The organism is Paraburkholderia sacchari (genome assembly GCF_000785435.2).
In the GTDB taxonomy this organism is placed as follows: Bacteria; Pseudomonadota; Gammaproteobacteria; order Burkholderiales; family Burkholderiaceae; genus Paraburkholderia; species Paraburkholderia sacchari.
Genome location: NZ_JTDB02000013.1, coordinates 146,948 through 167,665, shown reverse-complemented (window position 1 = coordinate 167,665; position 20,718 = coordinate 146,948). Strand labels below are relative to the sequence as shown.

Below are 20,718 nucleotides of genomic sequence, written 5' to 3'. Positions count from 1 at the left end.
TCGCACAAGGCACCGGAACAACTTCGAACTACCCGGCGCTTTCTGCGTTGCTGCGTCAGCAGCAGAGAAACGAGATTATGCAGACTCTCTGGCGTTTCGTCAACATCTTTTTTAACGTCACCGTTTAAAAACTGAAGACTTTCCCGCCCCCCGCCGTTTCTCGCGGCGGGCTTCGCTGGCATACATCGGCTAGCGAAGGGGGCGAATCTTAGCGCGACCACGCCGCCGCCGCAAGAGGCGGGCGAAAATTTCTCCCGCCGCCAGCAACGGCCACCGGCTCGCAGCCGACGGCGCCCACAAGGTCGCGACTTACTTGTTCTTGAACACGGGCTTGCGCTTTTCCACGAAGGCCGCCATCCCTTCCTTTTGATCCTCGGTCGCAAAAAGCGAGTGGAACATGCGGCGCTCGAAGTGCACGCCCTCTGCGAGCGTGGTTTCGTACGCGCGATTCACCGCCTCCTTGGCCATCATGACGGCAGGCAGCGAGTACTCGCTAATTGTAGCGGCTGCGGCAAGCGCTTCGTTCAGGAGATCCGCCGCAGGAATCACGCGAGACACCAACCCCGCACGCTCCGCTTCAGTTGCATCCATCATGCGAGCAGTCAGGCACAAATCCATCGCTTTGGCCTTCGACACCGCACGCGGTAGGCGCTGCGTACCGCCCGCGCCGGGAATCACGCCCAGCTTGATTTCAGGCTGCCCAAACTTCGCGGTGTCCGCCGCAAAAATGATGTCGCACATCATCGCCAGTTCACAGCCACCGCCCAGTGCAAAGCCTGCAACAGCCGCAATGACCGGCTTGCGGATCCCGCGGATCGCCTCCCAGTTGCGCGTAATGTAATCGCCCTTATAGACATCCATGAAGCTGTAGCTCGCCATCATGCCGATGTCGGCCCCGGCCGCGAACGCCTTCTCGCTGCCGGTAATGACGATTGCGCCAACCCCCTCATCAGCGTCGAACGCCTTGAGCGCCGCGCCCAGTTCGTCCATCAACGCATCGTTCAGTGCGTTGAGCGCCTTCGGGCGGTTCAATGTGACCAGGCCGACTTTGCCGCGCGTTTCGACCAGAATGTTTTCGTACCCCATACGCCCTCCTTCCATCAAAGAAAAGTCCCTAAAAAATTTTTTTCACGCCGAAGTTTGACTAATGCTAACATTCGCCAACCAACCGGTCGGTCAATTAATTGGCACGGGCCTCCTCCAACCTCTCAATCAACTTTGCGCCATGACACATCCGCTGTTCGCCAAGCACGAAGCCGTGCTGCAAAAAGCGCTTGCCGCTATCGAGACGCGCGGCTACTGGAGCCCGTTCGCCGAAATGCCGAGCCCCAAAGTGTACGGGGAATCTGCCGCAGCAGACGGCGAAGCCGCATTCAAGGCTCACCTCAATCGCAACTTCGAGCTCGACCAACCGGGTACCGGCGAAACCGTGGGCAGCGAGACGTCACCGTTCGGTTTCGCGCTTGGGGCTCGCTACCCGAAGTCGACACCCGATCAACTGATCGCAGCCGCTCAAAAGGCGCAGCGTGAGTGGCGCGCCGCCGGCCCTCAGGTATGGGCAGGCGTGAGCCTCGAAATTCTCGAGCGCCTGAACCGCGCGAGCTTCGAAATCGCCTTCAGCGTGATGCACACGACTGGCCAGGCGTTCATGATGGCCTTCCAGGCGGGTGGCCCGCATGCTCAGGATCGTGCGCTCGAAGCCGTGACGTACGCCTGGGACCAGTTGCGCCGCATTCCCGCCGACGCGCACTGGGAAAAGCCGCAAGGCAAGAACCCTCCGCTCGCGATGCAAAAGCGTTTTACCGTTGTGCCGCGCGGTACCGGTCTCGTGCTCGGCTGCTGCACGTTCCCGACCTGGAACGGCTACCCCGGCCTGTTCGCCGATCTGGCGACGGGCAATACGGTGATCGTCAAGCCGCATCCGGGTGCGATCCTGCCACTCGCCGTTACCGTGCGCATTGCCCGCGAGGTGCTGCGCGATGCCGGTTTCGATCCGAACGTGGTCACGCTGCTCGCGACCGATCCCAACGACGGCGCGCTCGTTCAACAGCTCGCGCTGCGCCCCGAAATCAAGCTGATCGACTTCACCGGCAGCACGCAAAACGGCGACTGGCTCGAACAGCACGCCCACCAGGCGCAGGTCTACACCGAAAAAGCCGGCGTGAACCAGATCGTGATCGATTCCGTGGCTGACCTGAAGGCCGCCGCGCGCAACATCGCGTTCTCGCTCTCGCTCTATTCGGGCCAGATGTGCACGGCGCCGCAGAACATCTATGTCCCGCGCACCGGCATTCAGACTGCCGAAGGCCATGTGAGCTTCGAAACCGTCGCACAAGCAATCGCGGGCGCCGTCCAGAAGTTCGTGGCCGATCCCGCCCGCGCCGTGGAAGTGCTCGGCGCGATCCAGAACGAAAGTGTCACGGCGCGCATCGACGAAGCGCGCAAGCTGGGCACCGTGCTCGCCGACAGCCAGACGCTCGAGCACCCGCAATTCGCCGGCGCGCGCGTACGCACGCCGCTCGTGCTCTCGCTCGACGCCGCACGCGACGCCGCCTCGTTCACGCGCGAATGGTTCGGCCCGATCTCGTTCGTGATCGCCACCGATTCCACCGCGCAATCGCTCGAACTGGCCGGCGCGACCGCACGCGACCACGGCGCGCTCACGCTCTCGGTCTACAGCACCGATGACGCAGTGATCGAAGCCGCCCACGAAGCCGCGATCACCGGCGGCGTAGCTCTCTCGATCAACCTGACAGGCGGCGTGTTCGTGAATCAATCCGCGGCTTTCTCGGACTTCCACGGTACCGGCGCAAACCCGGCCGCGAACGCTGCACTGGCCGATGCCGCATTCGTGGCAAACCGCTTCCGTGTGGTTCAGAGCCGCGTCCATGTTGAACCGAAAGCGGCCCCGGTTGCAGTCGGCTGAACGGCCTATGCGGTTTGGCCGAATAGCGCCTCACTCCCCGTCCCTCTAGCATGCAAGGCATGAGCGCACTTCCGCGCTCGTGCCGCAGGAATCCGAGATGACCGAAGCCTATATCTGCGATGCGATTCGCACTCCGTTTGGCCGCTACGGCGGCGCCCTGAAAGACGTGCGCGCCGACGACCTCGCCGCCGTGCCCATTCGTGCGCTAGTCGAGCGCAATCCCGGCGTGGATTGGAGCGCCATCGACGACGTGCTTTACGGCTGCGCCAACCAGGCCGGCGAAGACAACCGCAATGTCGCTCGCATGGCCGCGCTGCTCGCAGGCCTGCCCACGGACGTGCCCGGCGGCACACTCAACCGCCTGTGCGGCTCGGGACTCGACGCAGTAGGCAGCGCGGCACGCGCCATCAAGGCCGGCGAAGCGCGGCTGATGATCGCGGGTGGTGTGGAAAGCATGACGCGCGCGCCGTTCGTGATGGGCAAGGCCGCATCGGCCTTCTCGCGAGACGCCGCCATTTACGACACCACCATCGGCTGGCGTTTCGTGAACAAGCTGATGAAGCAGCAATACGGCATCGATTCGATGCCCGAAACGGCCGAAAACGTCGCAGCCGAGTTCAACATCAGCCGCGCCGATCAGGACGCTTTCGCGCTGCGCAGCCAGCAGAACGCCGCACGCGCGCAGAAGGACGGCACGCTGGCGCAGGAAATCGTCGCGGTCGAGATCGCGCAGAAGAAAGGCGACCCGGTGCGCGTGACGCTCGACGAGCATCCGCGCGAAACGTCGCTCGAAGCGCTCGGCAAGCTCAAGGGCGTGGTGAAACCCGACGGCACGGTCACGGCCGGCAACGCCTCGGGCGTCAACGACGGTGCATGCGCCCTGCTGATCGCGAATGAAGCAGCCGCAAGCCAGTATGGCCTGCGCCGCCGCGCGCGCGTGCTCGGCATGGCGACGGCCGGCGTCGCGCCGCGCATCATGGGCTTCGGCCCCGCGCCCGCCACGCAAAAGTTGCTCAAGCAACTGGATATGACGCTCGACCAATTCGATGTGATCGAACTCAACGAAGCATTCGCATCGCAAGGCCTCGCCGTGCTGCGCGCGCTCGGCGTCGCCGACGACGATCCACGCGTGAACCCGAACGGCGGTGCGATTGCGCTGGGGCATCCGCTCGGCGCTTCGGGCGCGCGGCTCGTCACGACCGCGCTGCATCAACTGGAGCGCACCCAGGGGCGCTACGCGCTTTGCACGATGTGCATCGGTGTCGGCCAGGGTATTGCGCTGGCGATCGAGCGCATCTGAGCAACGCGCTGAAAGCCAGCGCAGTCACCCGCCGGGCAACGCGCACGGCGGCCCGATGAGAGATGGAGCCAGCTTTGCATGGGATCGGAGTAAGTGCTGAAGCACTAACTCCGATCGACAGGAGACAACCGATGCCCTACGATGCAATCCGCGTCGAAATCGACACATCCTCGCGCGTGGCCACGATCACGCTCAACCGCCCGGACAAGCTCAACAGCTTCACCCGCGCCATGCACCGCGAACTCGCGGCGGCACTCGACGAAGTCGCGGCAGCCGGCGCGCGCGCGCTCGTGCTGACCGGCGCAGGCCGCGGCTTCTGCGCCGGCCAGGACCTCGCCGATCTCGATTTCACGCCAGGCGCGATGACTGACCTCGGCGCGCTCATCGAAGAACATTTCAACCCGCTGATCAAGCGTATCCAGGCGCTGCCGATGCCCGTCATTGCCGCCGTCAACGGCATCGCGGCCGGCGCGGGCGCGAATCTCGCCTTCGCCTGCGATCTTGTACTCGCCGCTCGCTCCGCCAGCTTCATTCAGGCGTTCGTGAAGATCGGCCTCGTGCCCGATTCGGGCGGCACGTGGCTCCTGCCCAAACGCGTGGGCATGGCGCGCGCGCTCGGCCTAGCCATGACGGGCGACAAGCTCAGAGCAGACAAGGCCGAAAGCTGGGGCCTCGTCTGGCAAGTGACCGACGACACCGACCTCGCTGCGACCGCCGCGGCGCTTGCCGCGCATCTCGCGAAGCAGCCCACGCGCGCCATCGTCGCCACGCGCGAAGCATTGCGCGCTTCGGCCACGAACACGCTCGATGCGCAACTCGATCTCGAGCGCGATCTGCAGCGCGAGCTGGGCGCGTCGCATGACTACGCCGAGGGCGTGCAAGCCTTCATCGAAAAACGCACGCCGCGCTTCGAGGGTCGTTGATATGAACGCATCGATGTCCACGCAAACCGCCGCGCTCGCCGACATGACGCCCGACGAACTTGCCCGCGCCACCGCGCAATCCATGTACGCGGCCGACGGCTGCAGCCGGGCGCTCGGCATGGAACTGCTCGAAGTGCGCGCGGGCTACGCACGCTTGCGCATGGCCGTGCGCCCCGAGTTCCTCAACGGCCACCAGATCTGTCACGGCGGCCTGATCTTCACACTCGCGGACTCGACCTTCGCGTTCGCCTGCAATACCTACAACGTGAACACCGTCGCCGCGGGTTGCTCGATCGAGTTCCTTCGCCCGGTCCAACCCAACGACGTGCTCACCGCCGAAGCCGTCGAGCAGGTGCTTTCCGGGCGCAACGGCATTTATGACATCCGCGTAACGAACCGCGCGGGCGAAACCGTCGCCATGTTCAGAGGCAAGTCCGCCCAGATCCGCGGCAACGTGATTCCCGCTGCCGAGTAACGCGGCGCGCGCCTGTATCTGCAAGAACCACACGACCCGCATTCCATTAGTGAAGTTTGAGGAGACATCGATGACTACCCCGCTGCCGCTCGAGCCCATTGAAACGGCCAGCCGCGACGAACTCGCGGCGCTTCAGCTCGAACGCCTGAAATGGTCGCTGAACCACGCATACGAGAATTCGCCGGTCTATCGCCGCAAATTCGACGAAGCAGGCGTGCATCCGTCCCAGGTGCAGTCGCTCGCCGATCTCGCGCGCTTCCCGTTCACTACGAAAAAGGATCTGCGCGACAACTATCCCTTCGGCATGTTCGCGGTGCCGCAGGACCAGATCTCGCGCATTCATGCGTCGTCGGGCACGACGGGCAAGCCGACCGTCGTGGCCTACACGGCGCGCGACATCGACACCTGGGCCAATCTGGTCGCGCGCTCGGTGCGGGCGGCAGGCGCGCGGCGCGGCGACAAGGTGCATATCAGCTATGGCTACGGTCTCTTCACGGGCGGCCTCGGCGCGCACTATGGCGCGGAGCGCGCAGGGCTCACGGTGATTCCGTTCGGCGGCGGTCAGACCGAAAAGCAGGTCCAGCTGATTCAGGACTTCCGTCCCGACATCATCATGGTCACGCCAAGCTACATGCTCGCCATCGCCGACGAAATGGAGCGGCAAGGCATCGATCCGGCCACGTGCTCGCTGCGCATCGGCATTTTCGGCGCGGAGCCGTGGACCAACGACATGCGCGCGGCCATCGAGCAGCGCATGGGCATCACGGCCGTCGACATCTATGGTCTGTCCGAAGTGATGGGCCCCGGCGTGGCGTCCGAGTGTGCGGAGACGAAGGACGGCCCGACGATTTGGGAAGATCACTTCTATCCCGAGGTCATCGACCCCGATACCGGCGAAGTGTTGCCCGACGGCGAGTTTGGCGAACTGGTCTTCACCTCGCTCACGAAAGAAGCGCTGCCCATCATCCGCTATCGCACGCGCGACCTCACGCGCCTCTTGCCCGGCACGGCCCGCACCATGCGCCGTATGGAAAAGATCACGGGCCGCTCGGACGACATGCTCATCATCCGCGGCGTGAACGTGTTCCCGACGCAGATCGAGGAACTGTTGCTCAAGCAGCATGCGCTGGCGCCGCATTATCAGATCGTCCTGACCAAGGAAGGTCCGATGGACGTGATGACGCTCAACTGCGAGCCGTGCCCCGAAACCGCACCGGACTACGGCGCACTCGACGCCGCGAGCAAGCAGCTTGCGTACGACATCAAATCGCTGATCGGCGTAACTGCGAAGGTGAATGTGCTCGAAGTGAATGGCATCGAGCGCTCCGTTGGCAAGGCGAGGCGCGTGATCGACAAGCGGCCGAAGTAAGTGGCCCAACCAGGCCGCCGAACCAGGCCGCTCCGGGCATAGAAACGAAAAAGCCGGCGTCTGCTCAGATCGCCGGCTTTTTCATGTGTGCGCTTCGTGCCGAATGCTTACGAGTTCGGCTTACGAGTTCGGGAACAGCAGCCACATGCGGCCGCCCTGCTTCATCTTGCCAGCCAGATCGCCAGCGTCGTCGCCCAGGCCCCAGAAGTAGTCGGCGCGCACGCCGCCCTTGATGGCCGTGCCCGTGTCCTGCGCGAACACGAGCCGGTTGAGCGGCGTGTTCGTGAGCGGGCGCGTGGTCTGCAGAAAGACCGGCGTGCCGAGCGGAATCGACGACGGGTCGACCGCAATCGAGCGCTCCGGCGTGAGCGGCACGCCCAGCGCGCCAATCGGGCCGTCGGCGCCGCCGTGCGGTGCGCCTTCGGTGGACAGCATCTCGCGGAAGAACACGAAGCGCGGGTTGGTGTCGAGCAGCGCGTCCACGCGCGTCGGGTTCGCACGCGCCCACGCCTTGATGCCCTGCATCGTAGCTTGTGCGGGCGTGAGTTCGCCGCGATCGAGCAGCCATCGGCCGATCGACTTGTAGGGCTGATTGTTGGTGCCGCCAAAGCCCACGCGCATCACGCTGCCATCTTCCATGAGGACGCGCCCCGACCCTTGCACCTGCAGGAAGAACGCTTCGATCGGATCGTCGACCCAGACGAGTTCGTTGCCGTTCAGAATGCCCGAGCGCTCCAGCTGCGCGCGCGCCGGCAGCGCCGCGCCCGCGCGGTAGCCGGCGGGCCAGCGATACAGTGCTGTCTGATAGACGCCGTGGCGCGAGCGCGAGCCGTGCAGCAATGGTTCGTAGTAGCCGGTCACGAGGCCGTCGAGCGTGCCGTCGTTGTTGGCGAATTGATAGGGCGTGAAGTACGTCTCGAAGAATACGCGCGCACTGGCGGCATCGAGATCGTCCAGTTGCGAGGCCGCCGCGCAGGCGCGCTGCCAGCGCGGCTCACGCGCGAGGCGCGTGCAGTTCTGGCGCAGCGCCGCGGTGGCGCCGATCAGCGAATCGTCCTGCCAGCCCGGCACCTGCTGCCAGGCTACCGCCGTGAGGCGCGCGGCCGCGATCTGCCCGGGCAGCGTCGGCGTGCCCTTGGGCGCCGTGGTGCTCACGTAGCTCGGGCCGCCGCACGCCGCGAGCAGCACCGCGAGAGAAAGCGCGCCCAGCCAGCCGCAAAGCCGGCCGCCGGATCGCCCCGCAAGCTGCTCCGCCCTGCCTTGCACGTGAATCGCGAAAAAACGGCGCGCCCCTTCGCGCGCGGCCGTTAATCCCGACATCACGCCAGAACGGCGCGCCGATTCTGGCGCACAATCTGACGCCAGCGCGGACGCCATGCCAAGACTCCATTCGAGTCTCGACTCCCGCCTACAATCATTGCTTTCGATGGATGCCACCATGTCAGATCTGCTCGACGAATACCCGATGCTCATATTTGGGCTGGAGGCGCTGCTGGCGCTATTCCTGTTGATTTTCATCGTAATGTGGACCGCATCGGGCAGAAAGAAGCGCGCCCCGCACGACTCGCGGGACTAGCCGATACGGATAACGGGTAACGGTTCAAAGAGCGTTCAGTGCAGCGTGCGCGGCATGCGCAGGATGAACTCGGACACGGGCGCTTCGAAGCGCTCGCCGTCCTCCGCGACGCAGAAGTATTCCCCGCGCATGGTGCCCACCGGCGTCGCGATCACCGCCCAGCTCGTGTACTCGAAGTGCTCGCCCGGCTTCAGCAGCGGCTGATGTCCGACCACGCCGAGCCCCTTCACTTCCTGCACCTGATTTTCGCTGTCGGTGATGACCCAGTGCCGCGCGATGAGCTGCGCGCTCGCCTGTCCGGTATTACGAATGGTCAGCGTGTAGGCGAAGGCATATTGCCGGCGCTCCGGGTCCGACTCTTCGGGCAGGTAGCGCACCTGCGAGGTCACGCTGAATTCGTACTGGCTCATCCTTGTTCCAATTGCCGGGCCGCGTGGGCCGTATTAAGGTCGTCGGCCGCGCGCAGCGCGCATTGCCGTCTTTGTGAAAGCGCCCTCGGCACAAGACTCGGGCTTCAGGACGCGGGTCCCGCCAGGCGGGCCCCATGGAAGTGCATTCTGCTTGATGCAGGCAGCACCCGCAACCCGCTGCGCCCCGCACAGCCCGCGGCCCGCGCCGCGAGGCACGCCCTGGCCAGACGGCCAACGGTAAGGAAACTCTGCGTACCGCGACCAACCGCCCGTGTGCCTGACGGTAAAATACGGTTTTCCCGTCAGTTTTCCGATTGCCGCCATGACGCAATTCCGCATCGCCCCCAGCATCCTCTCCGCCGACTTCGCGCGTCTTGGCGAGGAAGTCCGCAACGTCGTCGAAGCCGGCGCCGACTGGATCCACTTCGACGTGATGGACAACCATTACGTGCCGAACCTCACCATCGGCCCGCTCGTGTGCGAGGCGATCCGTCCGCACGTGAACGTGCCCATCGACGTGCATCTGATGGTGCGCCCGGTCGACCGCATCGTGCCCGACTTCGCCAAGGCCGGCGCGAACCTGATCAGCTTCCATCCGGAAGGCTCGGACCACATCGACCGCACGCTCTCGCTGATCCGCGACCATGGCTGCAAGGCCGGTCTCGTGTTCAACCCGGCCACGCCGCTGAACTACCTCGACCACGTGATGGACAAGCTCGACCTCATCCTCATCATGTCGGTGAACCCGGGCTTCGGCGGCCAGTCATTCATTCCCGAGGCGCTCAACAAGCTGCGCGAGGCGCGCGCGAAGATCGACGCCTATACTGCGCGCACGGGCCGTGAGATTCATCTCGAAGTCGATGGCGGCGTGAAGGTCGATAACATCGCCGAAATCGCGGCGGCGGGCGCGGATGCGTTCGTGGCCGGTTCGGCGATCTTCGGCAAGCCGGACTACAAGGCCGTGATCGACCAGATGCGCGCTCAGCTTGCCACCGTGGCAAGCGCGGCGAACGCAAAATGAGCACACCGGTCAAGTTCACCGCACCGCGCATCGAAGCGGCGCTGATCGACCTCGACGGCACCATGGTCGACACCGCCGACGACTTCGCGGCGGGCCTGAACAGCATGCTCGCGCAACTCGACGCGGACGAAACCACGCGCGAGGAAGTGATGGGCTACGTGGGCAAGGGCTCGGAACATCTGATCCGCTGCGTGCTCGCGCCGCGCTTTCATGCCGATCACGTTGAAGCGCGCTTCGACGAGGCGCTCGCACTCTACCAGGACGAGTACGCGAAGATCAACGGCCGCCACACGCGCCTGTATCCGGACGTGGAAGCCGGTCTTGCCGCGCTGCGCGACGCGGGCATCAAGCTCGCGTGCGTGACCAACAAGCCGCACCGCTTCGCCGTGGAGCTGCTGGAGCAATACGGCCTCGCGCAGTACTTCGCGGTCGTGCTGGGCGGCGACAGCCTGCCGAAAAAAAAGCCCGATCCGCTGCCCATGCTCACCGCGTGCGAGCGTCTGGGCGTAGCGCCCCAGGCGGCGGTCGCCATCGGCGATTCGGAGAACGATGCGCTCGCGGGCCGCGCGGCGGGCATGGCCACGCTCACGGTGCCGTACGGCTACAACCACGGCCAGCCTGTACAAAAAATTGAGTCGGATGGTATAGTTGCCTCGCTGCTCGACGCCGCCAAGGCTGTCGCAGCGCACAATCTTCTGACCTGAGTCCCGTACTTACAGTCACCTTACCTTCATGTTTCTGAATAAAAAACGGAGTCTGAGCAGCATCGACCGGGGAGCCTGGCCCTGGCGTCGCTGGTCGCACTAACCTCTCCCGAGGTTCGCTGAAGTTTCGCTGCAATCGCGCGCAAGCTCTTCTTCAGCCCCGTTTTTTACTTCGCTGCGCATTCGCGCGTGTCTCGACTCTAAACTGTTGCAGTAGCCCGTCGGCTGGTCCGGTCGTGGTCTTTCGCTGTCCTTGCGTGCGGTTTCGTCGTCCCGAGTCGTCCCCGACTTGTCCTCGACGCGGCCCACCTGCCAGGGCACGCTAACGCCTACGCCTCGCACCCGTCGCCGCGATGCCGCAACCGGCCTGGCAAGCGTTTCAGCGATGCCCGGCAGCATGAGCAACCAGCGAGCCACCAACGATCGTCAGCGCAATCGAGCACTCAAAACAGACGCCATCGCGCACCCGCCGCGCCCCTTTTTGAGCCGTACAGGGCCCGCACCCGAAGTCGCGACCGGCAGCACGCACAGGATCGGAACATGACCGAACTCGAATTTCAGTCCCTCGCCAACGAGGGCTACAACCGCATCCCGCTGATCGCCGAAGCGCTGGCCGATCTCGAAACGCCGCTCTCGCTGTATCTGAAGCTCGCACAGCCCGAGCGCGGCGGCGCCAACTCGTTCCTGCTGGAGTCCGTGGTGGGCGGCGAGCGCTTCGGACGCTACTCGTTCATCGGCCTGCCCGCACGCTCGCTGATCCGCACGCGTAATGGCGTCTCGGAAGTCGTGCGCGACGGTCAGGTCACGGAGACGCACGAAGGCGACCCGCTCGATTTCATCGCGCAATACCAGGCGCGCTTCAAGGTCGCACAGCGTCCGGGCCTGCCGCGCTTCTGCGGCGGCCTCGCGGGCTACTTCGGTTATGACGCGGTGCGCTATATCGAGAAGAAGCTCGCCGCTACCTGCCCGCCCGACGACCTCGGCCTGCCCGACATCCAGCTGCTGCTGACCGAGGAAGTCGCCGTCATCGACAATCTCGCGGGCAAGCTCTACCTGATCGTCTACGCCGATCCGCAAACGCCCGAGGCCTACACGAAGGCCAAGCACCGCCTGCGCGAACTCAAGCAGCGCCTGCGCCAGACCGTGCAGCCGCCCGTGACCACGGCGAGCGTGCGCACCGAGACGTATCGCGAGTTCAAGAAGGACGACTACCTCGCCGCCGTGCGCAAGGCGAAGGAATACATCGCCGCGGGCGAGCTGATGCAGGTGCAGGTGGGCCAGCGCATCAGCAAGCCGTATCGCGACAATCCGCTTTCGCTCTATCGCGCGCTGCGGTCGCTGAACCCGTCGCCGTACATGTACTACTACAACTTCGGCGACTTCCATGTGGTGGGCGCCTCGCCGGAAATCCTGGTGCGCCAGGAACAGCGCGGCGAAGACCGCATCGTGACGATCCGTCCTCTCGCGGGCACGCGTGCGCGCGGCAACACGCCCGAGCGCGATGCGGAACTCGCCACCGAACTGCTCAACGATCCGAAGGAGATCGCCGAGCACGTCATGCTGATCGACCTCGCGCGCAACGACGTGGGCCGCATCGCCGAAATCGGCTCAGTGGCCGTGACCGACCAGATGGTCATCGAAAAGTACTCGCACGTGCAGCACATCGTGAGCTCGGTGGAAGGCAAGCTCAAGCCCGGCATGAGCAACTTCGACGTGCTGCGCGCCACGTTCCCGGCCGGCACGCTCTCGGGCGCGCCCAAGGTGCGCGCGATGGAACTCATCGACGAACTGGAGCCGGTAAAGCGCGGCCTCTACGGCGGCGCGGTCGGCTATCTCTCGTTCAACGGCGAGATGGACCTCGCGATTGCGATCCGCACCGGCCTCATCCACAACGGCAATCTGTATGTGCAGGCCGCCGCGGGCGTGGTCGCCGATTCGGTGCCCGAGTCCGAATGGCAGGAAACCGAGAACAAGGCGCGCGCCGTGCTGCGCGCCGCCGAGCAGGTGCAGGACGGCCTCGACAGCGACTTCTGAGCGGAGACAAGACCATGTTGCTCATGATCGACAACTACGATTCGTTTACCTACAACATCGTCCAGTACTTCGGCGAACTCGGCGAAGACGTCCACACGTATCGCAACGACGAAATCACGATCGACGAAATCCGGAAGCTCAACCCGGCGCGGATCTGCCTCTCGCCCGGACCGAGCAACCCGCAGCACGCCGGCATCACGCTCGACGTGCTGCGCGAATTCTCGGGCAAGACGCCGATTCTCGGCGTGTGTCTCGGCCATCAGGCGATCGGCGAGGCGTTCGGCGGGCGTGTCGTGCGTGCGAAGACCATCATGCACGGCAAGGTGAGCCAGATCGAAACCGACTGCAAAGGCGTGTTCGCAGACCTGCCGAAGCACTTCAACGTGACGCGCTATCACTCGCTCGCAATCGAGCGCGAGTCGTTGCCCGACTGCCTCGAAGTGTCGGCCTGGACCGACGACGGCGAAATCATGGGCGTGCGTCACCGCGAACTCGCGGTGGAAGGCGTGCAGTTCCATCCGGAATCGATCCTCTCGGAGCACGGCCACGCGCTCTTCGAGAACTTCCTGAAGCAAACCAAGAGCGCTTGATACGGAGGCGACCACCATGATTACCCCGCAAGAAGCGCTGCAGCGCACGATCGAGCATCGCGAGATTTTCCACGACGAGATGCTCCACCTCATGCGCCTCATCATGCGCGGCGAGCTTTCGCCCGTGCTCTCGGCGGCCATCATCACCGGCTTGCGCGTGAAGAAGGAAACCATCGGCGAGATTACGGCAGCCGCCACGGTCATGCGCGAATTCGCGAATCACGTCGAGGTGACGGACAACTCGAACTTCATCGATATCGTCGGCACCGGCGGCGATGGTTCGCACACCTTCAATATTTCCACGGCCTCGATGTTCGTCGTGGCCGCGGCGGGCGCGAAGGTCGCCAAGCATGGCAATCGCGGCGTGTCGAGCAAGTCGGGCAGCGCGGACGTGCTCGAAGCGCTCGGCGTGAACATCGACCTGCAGCCGGACCAGGTGGCCGCGTCGATCGCCGAAACGGGCATGGGCTTCATGTTCGCGCCCAACCATCATCCGGCGATGAAGAACATCGCCGCCGTGCGCCGCGAGCTGGGCGTACGCACGATCTTCAACATCCTCGGGCCGCTCACGAATCCGGCCGGCGCGCCCAATCAGCTGATGGGCGTGTTTCACGCGGACCTCGTTGGCATCCAGGTGCGCGTGATGCAGCGCCTCGGCGCGAAACACGTGCTCGTGGTGTACGGCAAGGACGGCATGGACGAAGTCTCGCTCGGCGCGGCCACGCTCGTGGGCGAACTGAAGGACGGCGAGATCCGCGAGTACGAGATCCATCCCGAGGACTTCGGCATGCAGATGGTCTCGAACCGCTCTCTCAAGGTCGAAAACGCCGACGAGTCGAAGGCAATGCTGCTTGGCGCGCTGTCGAACGAGCCGGGCACGGCGCGCGAGATCGTCACGCTCAATGCGGGCACGGCGCTCTATTCGGCCAATGTCGTGAACTCGATCGCCGACGGCATCGCGCTTGCGCGCGAGACCCTCGCGAGCGGCCGCGCCCGCGCCAAGGTCGACGAACTGGTACGCTTCACGCAACAGTGCAAACGCTGACTCATTTGCCGAATTCGCACTGTTTTTGCCCAATTTTTTGCCCGAACATCATGAGCGACATCCTCGAAAAAATCATTGCGGTGAAGCACGAAGAAGTGCGTGCCGCCGAGCAGAGCGCACCGCTCGAAGAACTGCGCCTCGCGGCGAGCGCACGTGATCTGCGCGACTTCGTCGGCGCTTTGCGCGCGAAGCACGCTAACGGCCAGGCCGCCGTGATCGCCGAAGTGAAAAAGGCAAGCCCCTCGAAGGGCGTGCTGCGCGAGAACTTCCAGCCCGCCGAGATCGCGCGCTCTTACGCCGAAGGCGGCGCGGCGTGCCTTTCCGTGCTCACCGACGTGCAATTCTTCCAGGGCAGCGTCGCGTATCTGGAAGCCGCGCGCGCCGCGTGCAACCTGCCGGTGCTGCGCAAGGATTTCATCGTCGACCCGTATCAGGTCGTCGAAGCGCGCGCGATGGGCGCCGATGCGATCCTGCTGATCGCCGCCGCGCTCGAACCCGGCCAGATGCGCGATCTCGAAGCGCTCGCGCATTCGCTGGGCCTCGCGGTACTTGTCGAAGTGCACGATCGCGAAGAGCTCGAGCATGCGCTCACGCTGAAGACGCCGCTCATCGGCATCAACAACCGCAATCTGCGCACCTTCGAAACCACGCTGCAAACCACCATCGGCATGCTCGACGATGTGCCTGAAGACCGCATCGTCGTGACGGAGTCGGGCATTCTCTCGCGTGCCGACGTCGAGAAGATGCGCGAGCTTTCGGTGCATACGTTCCTCGTGGGCGAGGCGTTCATGCGCGCGGAACATCCCGGCGCGGAACTTGCGCGCATGTTCTTCTGATTGCTTCCAGGCAACCAACAGGTAACCAGCGACGATGGCCATCGAACGCGAAATCAAGCTCGCGCTGCCGCGCAACCAGGTGGACGCGGCGCGGCGTCTCTTCGAGACGCGCGCCGGCGCACCGGGCCGTGAGGTGCGGCTCGAGAACATCTACTTCGACACCCCTTCGCTCGTGCTCGCGCGCGCGAAGAGCGCGCTGCGACTGCGCCGCGCGCCCGAAGGCTGGCTGCAGACGTTCAAGACCGTTGGCGCGGCGCAAAACGGCCTCCACGCGCGGCATGAGTGGGAAATGCCGGTGGCCGGCGAAGCGCTCGAGATCGACAAGCTGCTGCACGAGTGCGATGAAGCGGGCGTTTCGACGGCCCTCTCCGACGCGGCGGCGAAGCTGATCCCCCTCTTTCGCACCGATTTCACGCGCACGCTGTGGACCTTGCAGGTCGACGGCGCAGAGGTGGAAGCGGCCATCGATCAAGGCGAGGTCACGGCGGACGTGAACGGCGAAACGCGCCGCACGCCCATCTGCGAAATCGAGCTGGAACTGAAGGGCGGCGAGGAAGCCGCACTGCACACGCTTGCAGCGGAACTGGCGAAAGCACTGCCGGGACTCGCGCCCGACGACATCAGCAAGGCCCAGCGCGGCTACAAGCTGCGCGAAGGCTGAGGCGCGGAAGCTGAGGCGCGTACGCGGGGCGGCGCGCGACGCCGCCAAATCACAGCGAATCGCCGCGAAGTCATCGCAAATTCATCGCTGTTAGTTGCGAAACGAATCTCCGCGCCTGCCAGCAGGCCTTTCACGAGTCGAGCCGGATTGAATCGCAGCGCAATTCTTGCGACACTTGCCGCCCATGACCTCCACGAAACACATGCGCGCCATGGCGCCGGTGCAAGCCTCGCTGTTCGACGACACGCCGCCCGAAGCGGCAATGGCCACGCTCGACGAAACCTCCGTGCACGAAGTCGACCCGCGCCAGATCACGATCTTCTCGCTCTTCGACGACGACGAATTCCCCGCGCCCGTCTCCGCACTCGCTACAGCATCCATGCCCGCCAGCCAGTCCCCCGCCTCGCCCTCCGGCAACCCGCCATCCAGCGCCGCGATCGCGCGTCTCGAAGACCAGTTCGCCGCGCTTCCCACGGCCTGGCGCGAGCTGCTCGCGCCGTTCATCGAGAGCGATGCCTACGAGCCGCTGTGCCGTTTCGTCGACGCCGAACGCGCCGCCGGCAAGACCGTCTATCCCGCGGACGTGTTCCGTGCGCTGCGCCTCACCTCGCCCGACGAAGTGAAAGTGGTGATTCTCGGCCAGGACCCGTATCACGGCGATGACCGCGGCACGCCGCAAGCGCATGGCCTTGCGTTCTCAGTACCGCCCACGGTGCGCACCCCGCCCTCGCTGCGCAACATCTTCAAGGAGATCGCGGCGAGCCTCGGCATCGAAGCGCCTGCTCACGGCTGTCTCGATGCATGGGCGCGCCAGGGCGTGCTTCTGCTCAACACGGTGCTTACCGTCGAGCGCGCAAACGCCGCGAGCCACGCGAAGCGCGGCTGGGAGCGCTGCACCGATATGCTGATCCGCGAGATCGCCGCACGCCACGAACATCTCGTGTTCATGCTCTGGGGCGCGCACGCGCAGAACAAGCGCGCGCTTCTCGGCACTGGCGAGCATTGCGTGCTGGAGGCGCCGCATCCGTCGCCGCTCTCGGCGCATCGCGGCTTCCTCGGCTGCGGGCATTTCGCGCAGGCCAACGCCTACCTGAGCGCGCACGGCCGCCCGCCGATCGACTGGCGCCTGCCGGACACGGCCGAAGTGCTCGCCTGAAGCGGCGAAGCGCGCCGCCCGCACAATGAAAAACGCCACGAAGCACGCTTCGTGGCGTTTTTGCTTTACCGCATGCGACACGGTGCAATGAAGCACCGCATCGGCGTCACCTCACAGCATCACAGCAGCCGCTCAAGCCGCCGCAATCGCCTCACGCGCGCTCGCGAGCGCTGCGCCGGCAGCGTCCGGGCCCATGTTCAGGCCTTCGGCGTAGATGAAGCTCACGTCGGTCATGCCGAGGAAGCCGAGGAACGACTTGAGGTACGGCGTCTGGCTGTCGTTCGGCGTGCCGTGGTACTTGCCGCCGCGTGCCGAAACCACATACACCTTCTTGCCCGTGACGAGGCCCACGGGGCCGTTCGCGGTGTACTGGAACGTAATGCCTGCGCGTGCGATCCAGTCGAAGTAGGTCTTCAGTTGCGACGAAATGCCGAAGTTGTACATCGGCGCGCCAATCACGATCACGTCCGCGGCTTGCAGTTCGGCGATCAGCGCTTCGCTGCGGGCGGCAATGGCTTGCTGCTCCGGCGTGCGCTGCTCGGCCGGCGTGAAGAACGCGCCGAGCACGGCGTCGTCGAGGTGCGGCAGCGGATCGGCTTGCAGGTTGCGCGCGACAACCTTCGCACCCAGGTTCGATTGCTGGAGCTTGGTCGTCAATTCGTTGACGAGCAGCGTCGACTGGGCGCCTTGCGAGCGGGCGGCGGAATTGATTTGCAGGATGGTGGTCATGGTGACTCCTTCGGGTGTCGGTTGCGCAACGTTGCGCGAGTGAAGCCATTGTGTTTTTTTGCCGCGTCCCGAAAAAGTAGTCCGCCGATGACGGATTGTTGCAGCGATAGAACAATCCCAAGAACCAAAAAGAAAGGCGACAGGGCCGGATCACCCTGTCGCCTTCCTTTCCGAAGCAGGCCGAGCGCCCGCTCCATGTACGCTCAAGCCGCTATTCAGGCCTCCGTTCAGGCCGCTATTCAGGCCGCCAGCCAGCGCTCGCGCAACGCGCGCGGCGCCGGGCGCTTGTCGGTGACCGTGAGCTTGTAGCGCGCGATCTCGGGCGCATCGAGCGTCAGGCGCGCGACGCGCAGTTCGTCGCGGCGGAACGCGTGGATTTCCACCTTGGCGCCCGGCTGGTAGCGCGCGAGCAGCGTATCGAGACTCGCGCCCGTAACGCGCAGGCCGTCGAGCGCCACGAGCGCATCGCCGGCCGAAAGCCCCGCCTTTTGCGCCGCGCCGCCTTCGTAGACGACCGCGAGCGTAGTCTCGGCGCCGCCACGCAGGCGCGCGCCCAGCGACGGCTTCGCGCCGCGCTCGGGCTCGCCTTCGAGCGCCACGCCGAGCCCCTCGAACAGCGTGGCGAGCGGCAAGTCGCGCGTGCCGCGCACGGCGTCGGCAAACAGGCTGCCGAGTTCCACGCCCGTGGCTTCGGCGATCAGCGCCTCCACGTCGTCCTCGCCCACGCCCACCGGCTTGCCGCGATAGAAGTCGCGGCCATAGCGTTGCCAAAGGAGGCGCATCACATCGTCGAGCGACTTGCGTCCGCTGGTTTCCGTACGGATGGCCAGATCGAACGCGAGCGCGACCAGCGAGCCCTTGGTGTAGTAGCTCACGATCGCATTCGATGCGTTCTCGTCCTGGCGGTAGTACTTGATCCACGCGTCGAACGAGCTTTCGGCCACGCTCTGTTTCAGGCGCCCCGCGCCCCGCAGCACGCCGCCGATGGTTTTGCCGAGGAGGCCGAAATACTCATCGACGGAAATAAGACCGCTGCGCACGAGCATCAGGTCGTCGTAATAGGACGTGAAGCCTTCGAAAAGCCAGAGCAGCGAGGTGTAGTCCTCGCGCGTGAGATCGTACGGCGCGAACGCGGCGGGCTTGATGCGCTTCACGTTCCACGTATGGAAGTACTCGTGGCTGCACAGCCCCAGATAGGTCCGGTAGCCTTCGGACATCTCGGCCTTGCCCTTGACGGGCAGATCGGTGCGGTTGCAGATGAGCGCCGTAGAAGCGCGATGCTCGAGCCCGCCGTAGCCGTCGCTCACGGCCTGCGTCATGAACACGTAGCGCTCCATCGGCGCGCGCTTCGTGCGCGGCTCGAAGAGCGCGATCTGCGCCTCGCAGATCTTCTTCAGATCGGCGGAGAGGCGTTCGGTGTCGAGCGCCACCACGCGGCCCGCGATCACGATGTCGTGCGGCACCCCGTGCGCCTTGAAGCTCGCGAGCGTGAATTCGCCCAGCGTGACGGGGTGGTCGATCAGCTCGTCGTAGCCCGACGCCGTGTATTCGCCAAAGCCGTAGCGCTTGGTGCCGCGCGCCTCCGCGAGCGCGGTGGCGACGCGCCAGTGGCGATACGCGTGACCATCGGGGCGCTGAATGTCGACCACGTGCTGCGCGCCTTCGTGGCCAAGGGCCGCGAGAAACATGCTCGTGCCGTTGAAGAAGCCGACGGTGTCGTCCAGGTGCGCGGCCCGCACCGACAGGTCCCACGCATAAACCTCGTAGCGCAGCGTGAGCGCGCCCTTCACGGGCGCGGCCTGCCACGTGTGCTTGTCGGTCTTGCTGATGCGCACCTTGCGGCCTGCTTCGTTGGTCGCGCGCATCGTGACGATGTTGCGCGCGAACTCACGCACCATGTAGCTGCCCGGAATCCACACGGGCAGCATGAAGCACTGGCCGTCCGGCGCAGGATCCTCGACGGTGAGCGTCACTTCGAACAGGTGCGCGGCGGGGTTCTTCGGGACGATGGTGTATCGGATCGGCTTCATCGGCGGGAACAGTGACGGGTTCGGTTAGCGATTGCGGTGATTGCAGCGAGCGCCGCGCGGCGGGCGCACGCGCGGCAACCTCAGGCACGCGAAAAAACAGTGGGCAAAAAAGGCACCGGCCGCAAAAGCGGCCGGCAGATTCGGTCAGGGCTTCAGCGCACGGCGCCGAGGGCGCTTTCGAGCCGGTCGGCGCTGACCGCGCCCGGCAGGCGGGTGCCGTCAGCGAGGATCACGGTGGGCGTGCCGGTCACGTTCATTTTTGCGCCGAGCTTGAGATTGCTGTCGATGGCCGCCGTGTTGCAGGTGGCCGCTGCGGTGGGCGCCTTACGGTCGACCATCCACGACTCCCACGCCTTCGCACGGTCGGTCGAGCACCAGATCGACTTCGACTTCGCCGTGGAGTCGTCGGACAGCACGGGGTACAGGAAGGTGTAGACCGTCACGTTGTCGATCGACTTGAGCGTGCTTTCGAGCTGATGGCAGTACGGGCAGTTCGGATCGGAGAACACCGCGATCTGGCGCTTGCCGTTGCCCTTAACGACTTTCACCGCGTTCTCGAGCGGCAGCTTCGAGAAGTCGACCTTGTTGAGTTCGGCAAGGCGCGCTTCGGTGAGATTGCGGCGTGCCTTGGTATCGACGAGGTCGCCCGTGAGCACGTAATCGCCGTTGGCGTCGCTGTAGATGATCTGCGTGCCGAGGTTCACTTCGTAGAGCCCCGCCACCGGCGCCTTGTTGATGCTCTTGATGTCGCCGCCGCCCACGCCGAGGCGCGATTGCAACGTGGCCTTGATTTTGTCGGTGATCTGGTCCGCCTGCGCGGAGCAGCCGAGCACCGAAATGGCCGCCGCGAGGGCAAACGCGGCAATGCGGATACGCTTTTGCATGTGATGCTTTCCTGATTCTGGGACGCTTCGCGCAGGTAGCGCACGAAGC

Annotated in this window: 20 protein-coding genes; 14 read left to right on the top strand and 6 right to left on the bottom strand. The window is 65.0% G+C overall.

Translation table 11 applies throughout. From position 1 onward, the window contains the following. Positions 1 to 309: 309 nt before the first annotated feature. Positions 310 to 1,086: an enoyl-CoA hydratase gene (locus NH14_RS30390; protein WP_035531501.1), complete on the bottom strand. Its 777-nt coding sequence runs from the start codon at positions 1,084 to 1,086 to the stop codon at positions 310 to 312. Positions 1,087 to 1,225: 139 nt separating this feature from the next. Here NH14_RS30390 and paaN point away from each other — a divergent pair, with 139 nt between their 5' ends. From paaN to paaK, 5 genes are all read left to right on the top strand, one after another. Beyond that, entirely contained in the window at positions 1,226 to 2,926 is a 1,701-nt protein-coding gene (paaN, locus tag NH14_RS30385) for a phenylacetic acid degradation protein PaaN (protein WP_035531506.1), read from the top strand. A 97-nt stretch (positions 2,927 to 3,023) separates the two neighbouring features. Beyond that, entirely contained in the window at positions 3,024 to 4,226 is a 1,203-nt protein-coding gene (pcaF, locus tag NH14_RS30380) for a 3-oxoadipyl-CoA thiolase (RefSeq protein WP_035531508.1), read from the top strand. 131 nt (positions 4,227 to 4,357) lie between these two features. Further along, on the top strand, positions 4,358 to 5,149 hold the full coding sequence (gene paaG / locus NH14_RS30375) for a 2-(1,2-epoxy-1,2-dihydrophenyl)acetyl-CoA isomerase PaaG (RefSeq protein WP_035531510.1): 792 nt from the start codon (positions 4,358 to 4,360) through the stop codon (positions 5,147 to 5,149). A gap of 13 nt (positions 5,150 to 5,162) precedes the next feature. After that, on the top strand, positions 5,163 to 5,624 hold the full coding sequence (gene paaI / locus NH14_RS30370; RefSeq protein ID WP_035531731.1) for a hydroxyphenylacetyl-CoA thioesterase PaaI: 462 nt from the start codon (positions 5,163 to 5,165) through the stop codon (positions 5,622 to 5,624). Between the two features lie 70 nt (positions 5,625 to 5,694). Further along, positions 5,695 to 6,993, top strand: coding sequence for a phenylacetate--CoA ligase PaaK (gene paaK, locus NH14_RS30365; RefSeq protein WP_035531516.1), 1,299 nt, complete (start codon positions 5,695 to 5,697; stop codon positions 6,991 to 6,993). Between the two features lie 120 nt (positions 6,994 to 7,113). Here paaK and mltA read toward each other — a convergent pair whose 3' ends face one another. Beyond that, positions 7,114 to 8,370 (bottom strand): murein transglycosylase A, encoded by a 1,257-nt coding sequence (gene mltA, locus NH14_RS30360; RefSeq protein ID WP_237179819.1) that lies wholly within the window; start codon positions 8,368 to 8,370, stop codon positions 7,114 to 7,116. A 61-nt stretch (positions 8,371 to 8,431) separates the two neighbouring features. Here mltA and NH14_RS30355 point away from each other — a divergent pair, with 61 nt between their 5' ends. Further along, positions 8,432 to 8,569: a hypothetical protein gene (locus tag NH14_RS30355; RefSeq protein WP_035531736.1), complete on the top strand. Its 138-nt coding sequence runs from the start codon at positions 8,432 to 8,434 to the stop codon at positions 8,567 to 8,569. 35 nt (positions 8,570 to 8,604) lie between these two features. Here NH14_RS30355 and apaG read toward each other — a convergent pair whose 3' ends face one another. Then, positions 8,605 to 8,979 carry a Co2+/Mg2+ efflux facilitator ApaG/CorD gene (apaG, locus tag NH14_RS30350; RefSeq protein WP_035531517.1) on the bottom strand — a complete coding sequence of 125 codons (375 nt, stop codon included), beginning with the start codon at positions 8,977 to 8,979 and terminating at the stop codon, positions 8,605 to 8,607. Between the two features lie 322 nt (positions 8,980 to 9,301). Here apaG and rpe point away from each other — a divergent pair, with 322 nt between their 5' ends. The 8 genes from rpe (at position 9,302) to NH14_RS30310 (ending at position 17,026) form a co-directional block, all read left to right on the top strand. Further along, a complete protein-coding gene (rpe, locus tag NH14_RS30345; protein WP_035531739.1) occupies positions 9,302 to 10,000 on the top strand; it encodes a ribulose-phosphate 3-epimerase in 699 nt (232 codons plus the stop codon). Continuing rightward, complete coding sequence (locus tag NH14_RS30340) at positions 9,997 to 10,704, top strand: phosphoglycolate phosphatase (RefSeq protein ID WP_035531519.1); 708 nt, start codon at positions 9,997 to 9,999, stop codon at positions 10,702 to 10,704. Before rpe ends, NH14_RS30340 begins: the two co-directional genes overlap by 4 nt. 540 nt (positions 10,705 to 11,244) lie before the next feature. Continuing rightward, on the top strand, positions 11,245 to 12,738 hold the full coding sequence (gene trpE, locus NH14_RS30335) for an anthranilate synthase component I (RefSeq protein WP_035531522.1): 1,494 nt from the start codon (positions 11,245 to 11,247) through the stop codon (positions 12,736 to 12,738). Positions 12,739 to 12,752: 14 nt separating this feature from the next. After that, positions 12,753 to 13,328 (top strand): aminodeoxychorismate/anthranilate synthase component II, encoded by a 576-nt coding sequence (locus tag NH14_RS30330; protein WP_035531534.1) that lies wholly within the window; start codon positions 12,753 to 12,755, stop codon positions 13,326 to 13,328. 16 nt (positions 13,329 to 13,344) lie between these two features. Further along, positions 13,345 to 14,373 carry an anthranilate phosphoribosyltransferase gene (gene trpD, locus NH14_RS30325; protein WP_035531536.1) on the top strand — a complete coding sequence of 343 codons (1,029 nt, stop codon included), beginning with the start codon at positions 13,345 to 13,347 and terminating at the stop codon, positions 14,371 to 14,373. Positions 14,374 to 14,423: 50 nt separating this feature from the next. Continuing rightward, the gene (gene trpC / locus NH14_RS30320; protein ID WP_035531540.1) at positions 14,424 to 15,209 is read left to right on the top strand and encodes an indole-3-glycerol phosphate synthase TrpC; all 786 of its coding nucleotides are present in this window, start codon (positions 14,424 to 14,426) and stop codon (positions 15,207 to 15,209) included. A gap of 34 nt (positions 15,210 to 15,243) precedes the next feature. After that, positions 15,244 to 15,870 (top strand): CYTH domain-containing protein, encoded by a 627-nt coding sequence (locus NH14_RS30315; RefSeq protein ID WP_035531543.1) that lies wholly within the window; start codon positions 15,244 to 15,246, stop codon positions 15,868 to 15,870. Between the two features lie 184 nt (positions 15,871 to 16,054). Further along, entirely contained in the window at positions 16,055 to 17,026 is a 972-nt protein-coding gene (locus NH14_RS30310) for a uracil-DNA glycosylase (RefSeq protein WP_035531546.1), read from the top strand. Between the two features lie 132 nt (positions 17,027 to 17,158). On the opposite strand, the gene NH14_RS30305 is transcribed toward NH14_RS30310, so the two are convergent. The 3 genes from NH14_RS30305 to NH14_RS30295 all read right to left on the bottom strand — a co-directional run bounded on the left by NH14_RS30305 (position 17,159) and on the right by NH14_RS30295 (position 20,669). Beyond that, positions 17,159 to 17,755: an FMN-dependent NADH-azoreductase gene (locus tag NH14_RS30305; RefSeq protein ID WP_035531550.1), complete on the bottom strand. Its 597-nt coding sequence runs from the start codon at positions 17,753 to 17,755 to the stop codon at positions 17,159 to 17,161. Between the two features lie 239 nt (positions 17,756 to 17,994). Continuing rightward, entirely contained in the window at positions 17,995 to 19,785 is a 1,791-nt protein-coding gene (locus NH14_RS30300; protein WP_035531552.1) for a M61 family metallopeptidase, read from the bottom strand. A gap of 152 nt (positions 19,786 to 19,937) precedes the next feature. After that, positions 19,938 to 20,669, bottom strand: a complete 732-nt coding sequence (locus NH14_RS30295; RefSeq protein ID WP_035531554.1) for a DsbC family protein — start codon at positions 20,667 to 20,669, stop codon at positions 19,938 to 19,940. Positions 20,670 to 20,718 lie beyond the last annotated feature (49 nt).

What these genes read in the sequence shown, in the direction of transcription:
- NH14_RS30340 (WP_035531519.1), top strand. Translation starts at nt 9,997, where the DNA reads ATGAGCACACCGGTCAAGTTCACCGCACCGCGCATCGAAGCGGCGCTG.
- apaG (WP_035531517.1), bottom strand. Translation starts at nt 8,979, where the DNA reads ATGAGCCAGTACGAATTCAGCGTGACCTCGCAGGTGCGCTACCTGCCC.
- NH14_RS30305 (WP_035531550.1), bottom strand. Translation starts at nt 17,755, where the DNA reads ATGACCACCATCCTGCAAATCAATTCCGCCGCCCGCTCGCAAGGCGCC.
- paaN (WP_035531506.1), top strand. Translation starts at nt 1,226, where the DNA reads ATGACACATCCGCTGTTCGCCAAGCACGAAGCCGTGCTGCAAAAAGCG.
- trpE (WP_035531522.1), top strand. Translation starts at nt 11,245, where the DNA reads ATGACCGAACTCGAATTTCAGTCCCTCGCCAACGAGGGCTACAACCGC.
- NH14_RS30355 (WP_035531736.1), top strand. Translation starts at nt 8,432, where the DNA reads ATGTCAGATCTGCTCGACGAATACCCGATGCTCATATTTGGGCTGGAG.
- mltA (WP_237179819.1), bottom strand. Translation starts at nt 8,370, where the DNA reads ATGGCGTCCGCGCTGGCGTCAGATTGTGCGCCAGAATCGGCGCGCCGT.
- NH14_RS30390 (WP_035531501.1), bottom strand. Translation starts at nt 1,086, where the DNA reads ATGGGGTACGAAAACATTCTGGTCGAAACGCGCGGCAAAGTCGGCCTG.
- rpe (WP_035531739.1), top strand. Translation starts at nt 9,302, where the DNA reads ATGACGCAATTCCGCATCGCCCCCAGCATCCTCTCCGCCGACTTCGCG.
- NH14_RS30310 (WP_035531546.1), top strand. Translation starts at nt 16,055, where the DNA reads ATGACCTCCACGAAACACATGCGCGCCATGGCGCCGGTGCAAGCCTCG.
- NH14_RS30315 (WP_035531543.1), top strand. Translation starts at nt 15,244, where the DNA reads ATGGCCATCGAACGCGAAATCAAGCTCGCGCTGCCGCGCAACCAGGTG.
- paaG (WP_035531510.1), top strand. Translation starts at nt 4,358, where the DNA reads ATGCCCTACGATGCAATCCGCGTCGAAATCGACACATCCTCGCGCGTG.
- NH14_RS30300 (WP_035531552.1), bottom strand. Translation starts at nt 19,785, where the DNA reads ATGAAGCCGATCCGATACACCATCGTCCCGAAGAACCCCGCCGCGCAC.
- trpC (WP_035531540.1), top strand. Translation starts at nt 14,424, where the DNA reads ATGAGCGACATCCTCGAAAAAATCATTGCGGTGAAGCACGAAGAAGTG.
- paaI (WP_035531731.1), top strand. Translation starts at nt 5,163, where the DNA reads ATGTCCACGCAAACCGCCGCGCTCGCCGACATGACGCCCGACGAACTT.
- pcaF (WP_035531508.1), top strand. Translation starts at nt 3,024, where the DNA reads ATGACCGAAGCCTATATCTGCGATGCGATTCGCACTCCGTTTGGCCGC.
- NH14_RS30295 (WP_035531554.1), bottom strand. Translation starts at nt 20,669, where the DNA reads ATGCAAAAGCGTATCCGCATTGCCGCGTTTGCCCTCGCGGCGGCCATT.
- trpD (WP_035531536.1), top strand. Translation starts at nt 13,345, where the DNA reads ATGATTACCCCGCAAGAAGCGCTGCAGCGCACGATCGAGCATCGCGAG.
- NH14_RS30330 (WP_035531534.1), top strand. Translation starts at nt 12,753, where the DNA reads ATGTTGCTCATGATCGACAACTACGATTCGTTTACCTACAACATCGTC.
- paaK (WP_035531516.1), top strand. Translation starts at nt 5,695, where the DNA reads ATGACTACCCCGCTGCCGCTCGAGCCCATTGAAACGGCCAGCCGCGAC.